The organism is Arthrobacter sp. G119Y2 (assembly GCF_038069765.1).
Classification (GTDB): Bacteria; Actinomycetota; Actinomycetes; order Actinomycetales; family Micrococcaceae; genus Arthrobacter_B.
Map to the genome: position 1 here is coordinate 242,507 of NZ_JBBPFS010000004.1, position 13,470 is coordinate 255,976.

A 13,470-nucleotide genomic window follows, 5' to 3' on the forward strand; every position below is an offset into this window, starting at 1 on the left:
CCGATGCTAGTTTTTCCGGTCCGCAACGGCAACCCGGGTCGGCCGCAGCCGACCGCAGCCGGACCGCACGCCGGCCCGGCTCAGGCCCCGGGCTGATCCGGAACGGGCAGTCCCCGCCCGGCGAGGACGGACCGGTAGGCATACTCGGTCAGGCGGCCTTCACTGCGGGCCTGTTCCACGGCGTCGAAGGACCGCGGCCCGGGGCCGTCGCTGTAGGGGAAGTGGATCAGCTCGGCAACGAGTTCCCATTCTTCGGCAATGCTGTCGATCAGTTCGCCGGGTGTTTCATCCTGGCCAGGGCCTCCGCCCAGCACGGTCCATGAGTCTTGGGGAACGCGGTAGGCCTCCAGCCGGTCCAGATCCGCTTCGAGTTCTTCAAGGGTGTTGTATTCCGTTTGCGCCTCGGGCGGAACTGACCCGTCCGCCGTCGCGAGCTGGCTGACGAATCCGGTTTCCAGGGGGTAGACGGAGGTTGGCACCGGTTCGCCTTCCTCCAAGTAGGCGGGGAGCTGCGAGGGCATCCAGTACCAGGCATCGCCCTGGTCTGCGCCGCCGGGCTGGCTCCGCTCGCTGATCCAGCCGCGGGCCGTGAGCAGTGCTTCCCCCTCGTCGCTGACAAACACGGGGGTGTTGCCGAAGAGCAGATTTGTTTCGTGCTCCGTGCGGCGGGCCTGCTTCTTTTTGGCTGCCGCCTTCTTGCGGGGTTTGGACTTGGGCACGGAATACTCCTCGGGACGAGCTGGTCAGGGGGCGGCTGGCGAAGAACCCTGGGGTGCAGACCGGCACTGACAATTCTAGTCGCCAGGCCCGGGGCGTCCCGCAGCCTCCCCCGGCAGCGGGACTAGAAGCCTGAGCCGCCTTCAACCGCCATGTTGGAGAAGCGGGAGTAATGGCCCTGGAAACCCACGGTAATGGTCTTGGTGGGGCCGTTACGGTGCTTGGCGACGATCACGTCGGCTTCACCGGCACGCGGGGATTCCTTGTCGTAGATGTCCTCGCGGTGCAGCAGGATCACCATGTCGGCGTCCTGCTCGATCGAGCCGGATTCACGAAGGTCCGAAATCATCGGCTTCTTATCGGTTCGCTGCTCGGACCCGCGGTTCAGCTGGGACAGGGCGATGACGGGGACTTCGAGTTCCTTGGCCAGCAGCTTCAGGGCACGGGAGAACTCGGACACTTCCTGCTGGCGTGATTCGACTTTCTTGCCGGAGGACATCAGCTGAAGGTAGTCGAGGACCACGAGCTTCAGGTCGTGCCGCTGCTTCAGCCGCCGGCACTTGGCGCGGATTTCCATCAGGGACATGTTCGGGCTGTCATCGATGAACAGCGGCGCCTCGTTCATCCGACCCATGGTGGTGGCAATCTTGCCCCACTGCTCGTCCTTGATGGTTCCCTTGCGCAGGTCCTGCAGCGCGATCGTGGCCTCGGCGGAGAGCAGGCGCATGGCAATTTCGTTGCGGCCCATTTCCAGCGAGAAGAAGACCGTGGTCATGTTGTTCTTAATGGCGGCGGAGCGGGCGAAGTCCAGGGCGAAGGTGGACTTACCGACGGCGGGTCGGGCGGCGATGACGATCATCTGCCCCGGGTGGAGTCCCTGGGTCAGTTCATCGAGTTCATAGAAGCCGGTGGGCACGCCGGTCATGCCCTCGCCCTTGTGCTGGGCGGCTTCGATTTCATCTACGGTGCCCTCGATGATGTCCTTCAGGGGAACGTAGTCTTCAGCGGTGCGGCGCTCCGCGACGGCGAAAACCTCGGCCTGGGCGGCGTTGACGATGTCGTCGACCTCCATCCCGTCGCCCGAGTACCCCAGCTGCACAATCTTGGTGCCTGCATCAACCAGGCGGCGCAGCACGGCCCGCTCGCGCACGATCTCCGCGTAGAAGCCGGCATTGGCCGCCGTAGGCACCGACTGGATCAGCGTGTGAAGGTAGGCAGGCCCGCCGATGCGGCCGATCTCGCCGCGTTTGGTGAGCTCATCGGAGATGGTGACGGCGTCAGCCGGCTCGCCGCGGCCGTACAGGTCAATAATGGCTTCAAAAATGGATTCGTGCGCGGGGCGGTAGAAGTCGACCCCGCGGAGAACCTCGACCACGTCTGCGATTGCATCCTTGGAGAGCATCATGCCGCCCAGGACTGACTGCTCGGCAACCAAATCCTGCGGCGGAGTGCGCGCGAAGTCGGAGCCCGAACTGGATGCCGGCGCGTCAGTATGCGTGAGCGACACTGTGTAACCCTTTCCCAAGGTACTGCTGTGGTGCGATCCCTGCCCGGTGGCAGCTGATTCAGGTCTATCCCGCCGCGGTGACACTTTGGGTGCGGCGGCTGCCGTTGAAGTGCGGCACCGTCCCAGTGACGGGCATGGAGTCGATTAGAAGGGATTCACCCGCAACCGTAGCCCTCAAACTCCCTGCCCCCAAACGAGTTATCCACAGGCCTTGTGGACAAGGTGTTCATAACTGGGCGTGTCTTGTGCACAGGTTGGGCATAAGGGTGTGGATAAACTATTATTTTCTAGGCAAATAACGCTCTGACTAGGGGAAACATTTTTCCACACCTGTGTATAGAGACTATTTTTTCCCAACATTCACCCCCTGCTTGCAGGTTGACAGATGGCTGCAGGGCGCCTATGGGCGCTAGTTATCCCCGATTTCCACAGCTGATATCCACAGCGGCCCGGAGAGGGGTGTGGATAATGCGGATCGGGCCTGCCCCGGGTCCGCCGGACCCGGGAATCCTGCTCATACACCCCTGTGCGGGACGTGGAGCACGCAAAAGCGCCCTCCGCCTATAACGGCGAAGGGCGCTTCTTACACGCCGGGAGGCGTGCAGGTGTCCGTACTAGCTGGCTACGACGTTGAGGTCGATGACAGCAGCTACGTCGTCGTGCAGACGAACGTTGGCCTGGAAGGAACCAACCGACTTGATGTGCGTCGGCAGTTCAACCTTGCGCTTGTCGATGGTGCCGAGACCGGCAGCTTCGACGGCAGCAGCAACATCGGCGGCCTTGACGGTTCCGAAGAGGCGTCCGGACTCGCCGGCCTTGACGGTCAGCGTGACCGGCTTGGCGGAGAGTGCAGCTGCCTGCTTCTGAGCATCTTCCAGGGAAGCGTGCTCGCGGGCGGCGCGGGCAGCCTTGATGGACTCAACCTGCTTCTCGCCACCCTTGGTCCAGGTCAGTGCGAAGCCGCGGGGCAGAAGGAAGTTACGTGCGTAACCGTCCTTTACCTCGATGACGTCGCCGGCAGCGCCGAGACCGGTTACTTCGTGGGTCAGAATGAGCTTTGCCATGAGTTAGGGTTCCTTTCCTTAGCCGCGGCCAGCGCCGGAGTACGGCAGGAGAGCAACTTCACGGGCATTCTTGATTGCCTGTGCAATTTTGCGCTGTTCCTGCACGGTTACGCCAGTTACGCGACGGGCGCGGATCTTTCCGCGGTCGGAAATGAACTTGCGCAGCAATGCTACGTCCTTGTAGTCGATGACAGTGATGTCAGCGGCCTTCAAGGGATTGGACTTTGGTTTGGGCTTGCGAAGTTCAGCCTTAGCCATCGTGGAGCTCCTTATGTCTAGTGGAGCCCGTGGATCATTCCACGGGATGGGCTCGACGGCGAATGCCGTCTGAGGTTGCGCCCGAAGGCGCAGGGGTGGAGAGAAGCACGTTCCCCGCAGGGGGAGGCGCCGCTCTCCGGTCGAGATTTAGAAGGGCGGATCGTTGGAATCCGGTCCGTTGCCCCAGCCGCCGGCGTTTCCGCCGCCTGCGGGAGCACCCCAGGGGTCATTGGCCGGTGCAGCCTGAGGCTGCTGCTGGCCTCCGCCCCATGCAGGGTTGGAATTGCCGCCGAAGCCGCTGTTTCCGGAGTTTCCGCCAAAGCCGCCGCCACCGCCGGAGCGCTGGGTGCGGGTGACCTTCGCGGAAGCGTACCGAAGCGAGGGGCCGATCTCGTCGACCTCAAGCTCCATGACGGTGCGCTTTTCGCCCTCTTTGGTTTCATACGAACGCGACTTCAGGCGGCCCTGGCAAACAACACGCGTCCCCTTGGTCAGGGATTCGGCCACGTTCTCAGCGGCTTCGCGCCAGACAGATGCTCGGAGGAACAGCGTTTCGCCGTCTTTCCAGTCATTTGACGTGCGGTCGAAGGTCCGCGGAGTCGAGGCAATGGTGAAGTTGGCCACTGCCGAACCTGACGGCGTGAACCGGAGTTCCGGATCATTCGTTAGGTTGCCGACGACGGTAATAGTTGTCTCGCCTGCCATGTTGCCTCCTGATATCGGTTTGGTTTGCAGAAATTACTCTGCGGAAACCTTTGCAGCTTCAGCCTTAGCGGCCTTCTTGGCATCCTTCTTCGAGATCTTCTGCTCTTCCGGGCGGATGATCTTGGTGCGCATGATGGTCTCGTTCAGGCTCAGCTGGCGGTCAAGCTCAGCGGCAGCTGCAGGCGTCGCGGTGAAGTTAACCACTGCGTAGATGCCTTCAGCCTTCTTCTGGATTTCGTAGGCGAGGCGGCGACGGCCCCAGATGTCGACCTTGTCGATGGTTCCACCATCGTTGCGGACAACATTGAGGAACTTATCGAGCGAAGGCTCGACTGTACGCTCTTCTACCTCGGGGTCGATGATAACCATCAGTTCATAAGCACGCATTTGTGAACCCACCTCCTTTGGGCTATACGGTCACGGCATTTCCGTAACAGGAGGTTCTTTTGCGTTGTCGTCCCGCGGGATCTGGGTGACCAGGCAGCGGGAAAGCCGTCGACATTGCCGACAGCACAGACTTAGCTAGTCTACCGGACGCTGGAAGGTGCTCCGGACAGGGTGGAACCCGAAACCGGGACGCAGCCCGCAGTGGCCGGCCCGTCCCGGTCCTCTTCTCGTGCCCGCCCGCCCGGGTCACCCGGTGAAAAACACTTCGCTCACCTTCGCCAGATGGTAGGGATCCTGCACTCCGGCCATTTCGCGGGCTGAATGCATGGACAGCAGGGGAATGCCGACGTCGACGGTGCGGATGCCCAGCCGGGTGGCGGTCAGGGGTCCGATCGTAGACCCGCACGGCATCGAGTTGTGCGAGACAAACTCCTGGTACGGAATGTTGGCCTGCCGGCACAGCCCGGCCCAGCGTGCGGCACCGGGTGCGTCGGTGGTGTAGCGCTGATTGGCGTTGATCTTCAGCAGCGGTCCGCCGTTGAGGACGGGGTGGTTCGCCGGGTCGTGGCGCTCGGCGTAGTTCGGATGCACGGCATGGCCGGCGTCGGCGGAAATGCAGAACGAGCCTGCGAACGCCCGCTGCCGGTCCAGGGCGGATCCGCCCAGGCCGCCGGAAATCCGGTTCAGTACATCCTCCAGGAACGGTCCGGCCGCTCCGGAGCGACTGCCGCTGCCAACCTCCTCATGGTCGAAGGCTGCCAGCACCGCGATGGAGCCGTCCGTCTTCGTTTCGGCCGCCGCAATCAATGCCGCCAGTCCGGCATGCACCGAGGAGAGGTTGTCGAGCCTGCCGGAGGCGAAGAATTCATTGTCGGCGCCGAAAGTCCGGGGTTCCTGCGTATCCGCCGCCACGATGTCATATCCGCCCACCTGGTCGGCCGACAGGCCGGCGCGTGCGGCCAGCAGCTCCAGCAGGTCAGCGGTGGAGGGGTCACCGAGCCCCCAGACCGGGTTCATGTGCTGCTGCTTGTCGAGTTTCAGGCCCTCGTTGACCGCCCGGTCCAGGTGGATGGCCAGCTGCGGAAAGCGCAGCAGCGGACCGGTTTCCACCAGGTGCTCCTCGCCGTCCATGGTGACCAGGCGTCCGGCGAGCTGCAGTTCACGGTCAAGCCAGGAGTTGAGCAGGGGTCCGCCGTAAACTTCGACGCCAGCCTGGAGCCATCCCAGCCGGCCGGTGGTGGGCCGCGGCTTGAGTTTGAAGGACGGCGAGTCGGTGTGCGTGCCCAGAATCGAGAACCCGGTTCCGGGGGCGGCCCCCTGCGGAACAATCCACGCGATCAGGGCGCCGTCCCGCACCACCTGGTATTTTCCGGGCTCCGCCGGCCAGTCCAGGCTTTCGTCGAGTTCTGTGAACCCGGCGGCAGCGAGACGGCGCGCGCCCTCGCGGGCCGCGTGGAAGCTGGAGGGAGAGGCGCTGACGAAAGCACCGAGGTCGTGGATGTGATCCGTTGCATCAGACATACTCCGATTCAACCAGAGCCGGCTCCGCGCACGTAATAGCTGCCCGGAACCCGGGACAACCGGGGTGTTAAACGCGGAAACTCCCCGCTGTGGAGGAGTTTCCGGCCCGTAACGGGTGTCCGGCAAAGGAGGCTGCGGCCGTTCTTCCGCCGCCTCCTTCACCGAAGAATGGAGTCCCTAGACGTCGCGGCGTTTGGCCACGAGCAGGGAGATGATGAGCAGCGCCACGGCCCAGGCAGCCATGACCAGGCCGCCCTCCAGCGGATTGAGCTGCCCGGCGGTCTCGGCCGGGAACATCAGCATTCGATCCCCGGCGTTGGTGGGCAGGAAGCGGGCGGCATCAGGAATCCAGTCAGCGAGCCCCTGAATGAGGTTCACGATGATGACGGGAAAGACGAAGAACAGTCCGATGGCCGTCACGACGCCGCCGGCGGTGTTGCGCAGGAGCGTGCCGATGGCCATGGAGATCACGGCAATGAACGCCAGATAGGTTCCGGTGTTCAGGATGGAGCGCAGTACGCCCTCGTCAGTCAGTGCAAAGTCCAGATCTTCGGCACCAAGGATTGGCTGGGCAATGAAGTAGGAGATGAACGCCGCGCCGGCACCGAGGATAAACGCGATCAGGGCAATGACCAGGTTCTTGGCCAGCAGGGCAGGGATCCGGGTGGGCACGGCAACCATGGTGGACCGGATCATCCCGGTGCCCCACTCCGAGGCGATCAGGACAACCGCCAGCGAGGCGATGAGCAGCTGGCCGAAGATGTACCCGCTGGCAGGTGCCATCAGCGCCTGTTCACGAAGCATCTCCATGCCGCCGCCCATCTGGGCCTGCATCTCCGGGGAAGCATCCGCCATGAAGTCGACCGACACTGCTATCTGCCAGGCATAGAGGGCGCTGAGCCCCACCATGACAATGAGGGTGATGGCCAGGAGGATCACGGTAGAGGGAACGGTGGTGACCTTGATCCATTCCGAACGCAGAATTCGTCCGAAGCTCAGGCCCGAACCGTCCCGGCTCCGGGTGGGAGCCGGTGTTGGTGCTGTCTGGATGCTCATGCTGACTTTCCTCCGCCGCTGGTCAAGGTGGCTTCGGCTGCGGGGGCCGGTGCCTGGGGCTGTTCGATGGCCTGTGACTGGTATTCGACCTGGTCCCGGGTCAGCTCCATGTACGCCTCTTCAAGCGAGGACTGGCGGGGAGTCAGTTCATAGATCAGGATCTGCCGGGCCAGGGCGGCCTCGGCAATGCTGCGTGGTTCCCGGCCGGTGATTTCCAGCAGGTCCGGTTCCAGCTGTGTAAACGAGGTTTCCCGGTTTTCGAGTGCCCGGCGCAGTTCCTCCGGCTGGTCCGTGCGCACAAGCGTGCGGATCTTGTCCTGTCCGGCAATAATCTCGCTGATCGGTGCGTCTGCAATGATCCGGCCCCGCCCAATCACGATCAGGTGGTCCGCAGTGACGGCCATTTCGCTCATCAGGTGCGAGGAGAGGAAAACGGTGCGTCCCTCCGATGCCAGGCCCTTGGCCAGGTTGCGGACCCAGAGGACTCCCTCCGGATCCAGTCCGTTGACCGGTTCGTCGAAGATCAGCGTCTGAGGGTCCCCCAGAAGTGCGACGGCGATACCCAGCCGCTGCCCCATGCCCAGGGAGAAGCCGCCGACCCGCCGCTTCGCCACGGGACCCAGCCCGGTCAGTTCGATGACCTCGTTGACCCGCTTGTTGGAGATGCCGTGGGTGGCGGCCAGCGCGCGCAGGTGGTTGTACGCAGAGCGCTTGGTGTGCACGGCCTTTGCATCGAGCAGTGCACCGACTTCATGCAGGGGTGCCTTGTGCTGTTTGTAGGGTTTTCCGTTGACAGTGACGGCACCGCCTGTGGGCCGGTCCAGGCCCACGATCATGCGCATGGTGGTTGATTTTCCGGCGCCGTTTGGGCCAAGAAAGCCGGTGACCTTGCCCGGCTGGACAGTAAAGGAAACGTCGTCAACGGCAATTTTGGCGCCGTAGCGTTTCGAGAGGCCGTGTGCCTCGATCATGGTGATCCTTACATTTGGGCGGACGTGAAACCTGGGGGGGCTTCCTCCACCCTAGGGGAGAGCACGATCTCAGACACCGTCCCAGAGGATGAGTTCGGTACTTTTCCGGGTCCTCCCCCAGGATGACTCAGGGATGACCCTGACTCTGTTCAGGCATGCGCCGCCACGGTCAGATGTCCCGCTTCTTGAGAACGACGACGGCGCCTGCCAGCAGCACCACGGCCCAGCCGGCAAGAATGAGACCGCCTTCGGCCTGGTTGAATGCCTCCGGGGCTACCCGGGTGGCCACCAGTGCGGAAGAGGCGCTGCTGGGCAGGAAGCGTTCGGCGTCCACCACCCAATCCGCCAGGCCTGAAAGCAGCCCGGTAATAATCGGCAGCACAAAAAGCGCTCCAACCAGGGTCACCACTCCCCCGGCCGTGCTGCGCAGCAGGGCACCGATGGCCACGCCCATGACCGCGATCAGTGCCAGCACCGTGCCGGTATTGATGATGGAGGGCAGCACCCCCTCCGCATCCAGCCCGAAATCAAGATCGGACCCGGACAGTATCGGCTGCGCCACCAGATAAGTGACGAAGGCTGCCAGGACGCCCAGGATGAAGGAAATGACCGCAATCACCAGGGTCTTGGCCAGCAGCGCCGGCGTGCGGGTGGGTACGGCCACCATGGTGGAGCGGATCATGCCGGTGGTGTACTCGGATCCAATCAGCACCACCGCCAGCGCGGCGATTAGCAGCTGGCCGAAGGGCAGCCCGGATGCCGGGATGTCATAGGCCAGGCTCTGCGCTGATGCGCCGAAACCTCCGGGCGGGCCAGCCGCCGGGTCATTCACCAGCTGTACCGTTCCCCAGGCAACCAGGGCGCCCAGCCCAACCATCACCGCGAAGCTCACTGCCAGCAGGATGACGGTGGAGGGCACGGTGGCGGTCTTGATCAATTCGGAGCGCAGCACGCGCGGAAAGGTGATCCGACGGGATCCGGAAGTGCGGGGCTCCTGCGCGGCGGGGGCTGCTGCTGCACTCATGCCTGTTGTCCTTCCTCGGCCGGGAGGGAATCGGATGATGGGTTGATGTGGCGTGACTGGTACTCGACCTCTCCGCCGGTCAACTCCATGTAGGCGTCCTCCAAGGAGACCTGCTGCGGGGTGAGTTCCGTCAGGAGGATTCCAAGGGAACTTGCTGTTTCCGCAATGCTCCTGGACGTCAGGCCCAGAATCTCCAGCTGATCCGCCGCCGGTCGGCGCACTTCCACTCCGGGCGAGCCGACGGCGGCAGCCAAGCCGGCGGCGTCGTCGGTGCGCACCAGGACACGCTCCTGCTGGCTCCCGGCCAGCACTTCCCCGATGGGGGCATCGGCCAGAACCCGGCCGCGGCCGATTACGATCAGGTGATCGGCGGTCACCGCCATCTCGCTCATCAGGTGGGAGGAGATGAAGACGGTACGGCCTTCAGCTGCCAGTCCCCGGACCAGGAAGCGTACCCATTTCACGCCTTCCGGATCCAGCCCGTTGACGGGCTCATCCAGGATCAGGGTGTGCGGGTCCCCCAGCAGTGCGACGGCGATGCCCAGCCGCTGCCCCATGCCCAGCGAATACCCGCCGACCCTTTTCCGCGCCGCCGATCCAAGGCCCGTGAGTTCGATGACTTCGTTGACGCGGGCGGAGGAAATGCCTTCGGTGGCGGCGAGAGCCCGCAGATGGTTGTAGGCAGTGCGTTTGGGGTGGACTGCCTTCGCCTCCAGCAGGGCACCCACCTCGTGCAGGGGGGACCGGTGCCCGGCATACGGTTTTCCGTTGACCGTCACCGTTCCGCCGGTGGGATGGTCCAGCCCAACGATCATCCTCATGGTCGTTGATTTTCCGGCACCGTTCGGTCCAAGGAATCCGGTGACCTTGCCCGGCGGGACCGAAAAGGTAACGCCGTCGACGGCGGTTTTCTCGCCAAAGCGTTTGGTGAGTTCGCGTGCCTCAATCATGGTGTGTCCTCACACTTGGTGTCTCCATCTTGGGGCCTGGGGTTCCTAGCGGGAACTCACCGACTCGAATTTGCGCACCGCCAGCGGAACAAACACCAGCAGCATCACCACCGATCCGATCAGCACGGTTGCCACCGCATGCTGCATGGGCCAGGTGTCCGGAACAGGAGTGTTGCCGAGGTTACCGAACAGCTCCCGTGCCGCCTGGACCAGGGCCGAGACCGGGTTCCACTCGGCAAAGATCCGCAGCGGCGTCGGCAGCGTGGAGCTCTGCACAAAGGCGTTGGAAATGAAGGTGATGGGAAACAGGATCATGAAGGAGGCATTGTTGATCGTTTCCGGAGTCCGCACGGTCATGCCAAGCAGCGCCATCACCCAGCTGAACGCGTAGGAGAAGAGCAGCAGCAGCCCCACCGCCGCCAGGAAGGAGGCAAAGGAGGTGTTGACCCGCCACCCCACCAGCAGCCCCGTGGCCATCATGATGAGCATGGAAATGGCGTTGAGCACCAGGTCCGAGTTGGTCCGTCCGATCAGCACCGCCGACGGGCTCATGGGCAGGGTGCGGAACCGGTCCACAATCCCCTCCTTCAGGTCCTGGGCCATTGCCGCACCGGAGAACGTGGAACCGAACACCACGGTCTGGGCAAAGATGCCTGCCATCAGGTACTGCGTATAGTCCGTGCCGGCCACGGAGATCGATCCTCCGTACACCTGGCTGAACAGCAGCACGAACATGATCGGCTGCAGGACGGCAAAAATGATCATGTCCGGCGAGCGCTTGATCTTGATCAGGTTCCGCCAGGTCACGGTCCAGCCGTCGGCGGCCCAGTTTGCTGCGGCTGCCCTGCCGCCGGTCCTTACGGCAGGCAGCCGGGTGGTTGCGGCGCTCATCGGCGGGCTCCTTCCCTGTCCTGTGCGCCTTCCGGGGCGCCGGACGCCGGTTCCTCTTCGGCCGGACGGCCGGTGAGCTGCAGGAAGACGTCATCGAGCGTGGGACGGCGGATGCCGGCGTCGTGCAGCGCAATGTCCCGGGACTGCAGGTCCGCGAGGACAAGCTGCAGCGACGCCGGTCCGTTCTGGACCGTGACCTCCAGGGTCCGGCCGTCATCGGCGGTGTGCGGCTGACCGGCGCCGTGGCGGGCCAGGACGGCCCTGGCCGCGGCGGCGTCGCTGGCGTCCACCAGTGCCACGGCGACGCTGTGGCCGCCGATCAGCGACTTGAGCTGGTCCGAGGTGCCTTGGGCAATGACCGCCCCGCGGTCGATGACGGCAACGGTGTCCGCCAGCTGGTCGGCTTCCTCCAGATACTGGGTGGTCAGCAGCAGCGTGGTGCCCGCCGCCACCAGGTCCTTGATGACCTGCCACAGGGCCAGGCGGCTGCGGGGGTCAAGGCCGGTGGTCGGCTCGTCCAGGAACAGGACCCGGGGACTGTTCACCAGCGCTCCGGCCAGGTCCAGGCGCCGGCGCATGCCGCCGGAATAGCCCTTGACCGGCCGGTTTCCGGCATCGGTCAGCTCGAACATGTCAATGAGCTCGGCGGCACGTTCCCGGGCCTGCCGGTCCGGGAGGTGGTACAGCCGTCCCACCATCCGCAGGTTTTCCGTGCCGGTCAGGTTCTCGTCCACTGCCGCGTACTGGCCGGAAACGCCGATGATCCGGCGGACTTCCTTGGGGCTGTCCAGCACGTCGATGCCGTCAATGGTGAGGACGCCGGCGTCGGGCTTGATCAGGGTGGTGAGGACCTTGACGGCGGTGGTTTTCCCGGCGCCGTTGGGGCCCAGCAGGGCCATGACCGTGCCTTCGGGGACCGCGATGTCCAAGCCGTCCAGTGCGTGCACCGGCCCGGACTTCGATTTGTAGGTCTTGCTGACTCCGTGCGCCTCAATCAGCGGTGAACCGGAACCGCGGCTGCGGGCAGGAGGGGTTGGGGAAGTGAACATTGGTCGAAGATAGACCCGGCACTCCTGCTCCGGTACCCCTATTGCGGACACATGCGGTCCGCTGGTTGTGCTCCCGGGTGAGTGGCCCGGCTATTGCCGCCGGCTATTGCCGCCGGCGCTACGGAGCGGCCTCCGGAACCTTTTTCTGCTCGGCGGCAGCGGGGGCCACCAGGATGGACAGCAGCATGGCGGCTCCCACCAGCAGGAGCGCATTGCGGACGCCCCACAGCTCGCCGACGAAACCCAGCACCGGCGGGCCCACGAAGAAGGCCATGTAGCCGATCGTGGAAACGACCGAGACGCGGCTGGCCGCGCGGGCCGGGTCCTCGCCGGCGGCGGACATGCCCATCGGGAAGCCAAGGGCCGCCCCGATTCCCCACAGGACGGCGCCGATGCCGGCGAGCACCAGGTTCGGCGCCAGGACAAAGAGCAGGAGCCCGGCCAGTGACGCACTCATGCAGATCCTCAGTGCAGGCACCCGGCCCAGCCGGTCGATCAGGCGCGCGCCGAACCAGCGGGTGGCGGTCATTGCGGCCACAAAAACGCCGAACATCACGGCGCCGGCGGTTTCGCTCGCGCCGAGACCGTCAACGGTGGCTTTCGCCACCCAGTCGTTGGCGGCTCCTTCGGTCAGGGCGGCACCCAGGACCACCACCCCGATCAGCAGCGTGCGGCCTTCCTTCCAGGCAGCGAAGCGCGACGGCGGAGCAGCGGCGCCGCCGCCGTCGTCGTGCACGGGCACCGGATCCGGCAGGAAGTTCCGCGGCACGGCCAGGACCAGCACCGTAGCGATCACCAGGATGCCCACCAGATGCAGGGACAGGGAGATGCCGGCCGCCGAAAGCACTGCCCCAACCATCGCGCCCACAAAAGCCCCGCCGCTGAAGGCGGCATGGAACTTGGGCATCACCGTACGGCGGAGGTGGCGCTCCACCTCGGCACCCTCCAGGTTCATGGCCACGTCCCACAGCCCGATCCCGGCGCCGAACAGCAGCAGTCCGCCGGCAGCCAGGGGAATGTTGGGCCACCACAGGGATGCCGCAATAATCAGTGACGCGGCCGACGTCATCAGTCCGCCGGCGCGCACGGCGCCGTCGGTGCCGATCCGCTGCGCCACGGACCCGGCCAGCGGAAGGGAGCACACTGATCCCACGGCGGAAAAGAGCAGCAGCACTCCGACGCCGGCAGCGCCGATGCCGAGGGATTCGGCTGCCGCGGGAATCCGCGCGGCCCAGCTGGCGAAAATGAGGCCGTTGAGGCCGAAGATGACGAAGACGGATATCAGGGCACGGTCCAGGGAGCTCTTCACGCCTCCAGTTTGCAGGGATTGGCCCCGCAAAGGGAAACCTGGCCCGGTCACACTGGCGCCG

Annotated in this window: 14 protein-coding genes; all 14 read right to left on the bottom strand. The window is 64.6% G+C overall.

Features of this window, described 5'->3' with window-relative positions; all coding sequences use genetic code 11:
* Positions 1-80: 80 nt before the first annotated feature.
* Positions 81-719 carry a hypothetical protein gene (locus WKB88_RS10460; RefSeq protein ID WP_341394507.1) on the bottom strand — a complete coding sequence of 213 codons (639 nt, stop codon included), beginning with the start codon at positions 717-719 and terminating at the stop codon, positions 81-83.
* 122 nt (positions 720-841) lie between these two features.
* On the bottom strand, positions 842-2,224 hold the full coding sequence (gene dnaB, locus WKB88_RS10465; protein ID WP_341394508.1) for a replicative DNA helicase: 1,383 nt from the start codon (positions 2,222-2,224) through the stop codon (positions 842-844).
* Positions 2,225-2,838: 614 nt separating this feature from the next.
* Positions 2,839-3,288 carry a 50S ribosomal protein L9 gene (gene rplI, locus WKB88_RS10470; RefSeq protein WP_227890903.1) on the bottom strand — a complete coding sequence of 150 codons (450 nt, stop codon included), beginning with the start codon at positions 3,286-3,288 and terminating at the stop codon, positions 2,839-2,841.
* 18 nt (positions 3,289-3,306) lie between these two features.
* On the bottom strand, positions 3,307-3,546 hold the full coding sequence (rpsR, locus tag WKB88_RS10475) for a 30S ribosomal protein S18 (protein WP_003800144.1): 240 nt from the start codon (positions 3,544-3,546) through the stop codon (positions 3,307-3,309).
* A gap of 147 nt (positions 3,547-3,693) precedes the next feature.
* Entirely contained in the window at positions 3,694-4,251 is a 558-nt protein-coding gene (locus tag WKB88_RS10480; protein WP_341394509.1) for a single-stranded DNA-binding protein, read from the bottom strand.
* Positions 4,252-4,284: 33 nt separating this feature from the next.
* A complete protein-coding gene (rpsF, locus tag WKB88_RS10485) occupies positions 4,285-4,638 on the bottom strand; it encodes a 30S ribosomal protein S6 (RefSeq protein ID WP_152220935.1) in 354 nt (117 codons plus the stop codon).
* A 246-nt stretch (positions 4,639-4,884) separates the two neighbouring features.
* Positions 4,885-6,159: a M18 family aminopeptidase gene (locus tag WKB88_RS10490; RefSeq protein WP_341394510.1), complete on the bottom strand. Its 1,275-nt coding sequence runs from the start codon at positions 6,157-6,159 to the stop codon at positions 4,885-4,887.
* Between the two features lie 177 nt (positions 6,160-6,336).
* On the bottom strand, positions 6,337-7,215 hold the full coding sequence (locus WKB88_RS10495) for an ABC transporter permease (RefSeq protein ID WP_341394511.1): 879 nt from the start codon (positions 7,213-7,215) through the stop codon (positions 6,337-6,339).
* Complete coding sequence (locus WKB88_RS10500; protein ID WP_152220929.1) at positions 7,212-8,186, bottom strand: ABC transporter ATP-binding protein; 975 nt, start codon at positions 8,184-8,186, stop codon at positions 7,212-7,214. The genes WKB88_RS10495 and WKB88_RS10500 overlap by 4 nt, the downstream gene beginning before the upstream one ends.
* 169 nt (positions 8,187-8,355) lie before the next feature.
* Positions 8,356-9,210 carry an ABC transporter permease gene (locus WKB88_RS10505; RefSeq protein ID WP_341394512.1) on the bottom strand — a complete coding sequence of 285 codons (855 nt, stop codon included), beginning with the start codon at positions 9,208-9,210 and terminating at the stop codon, positions 8,356-8,358.
* Positions 9,207-10,160 carry an ABC transporter ATP-binding protein gene (locus WKB88_RS10510; protein ID WP_341394513.1) on the bottom strand — a complete coding sequence of 318 codons (954 nt, stop codon included), beginning with the start codon at positions 10,158-10,160 and terminating at the stop codon, positions 9,207-9,209. The genes WKB88_RS10505 and WKB88_RS10510 overlap by 4 nt, the downstream gene beginning before the upstream one ends.
* Positions 10,161-10,205: 45 nt before the next feature.
* Positions 10,206-11,051, bottom strand: a complete 846-nt coding sequence (locus tag WKB88_RS10515) for an ABC transporter permease (protein WP_341394514.1) — start codon at positions 11,049-11,051, stop codon at positions 10,206-10,208.
* Positions 11,048-12,100, bottom strand: a complete 1,053-nt coding sequence (locus tag WKB88_RS10520; RefSeq protein WP_341394515.1) for an ATP-binding cassette domain-containing protein — start codon at positions 12,098-12,100, stop codon at positions 11,048-11,050. Before WKB88_RS10520 ends, WKB88_RS10515 begins: the two co-directional genes overlap by 4 nt.
* Positions 12,101-12,218: 118 nt before the next feature.
* Positions 12,219-13,409, bottom strand: a complete 1,191-nt coding sequence (locus tag WKB88_RS10525) for an MFS transporter (protein WP_341394516.1) — start codon at positions 13,407-13,409, stop codon at positions 12,219-12,221.
* Between the last annotated feature and the right edge of the window lie 61 nt (positions 13,410-13,470).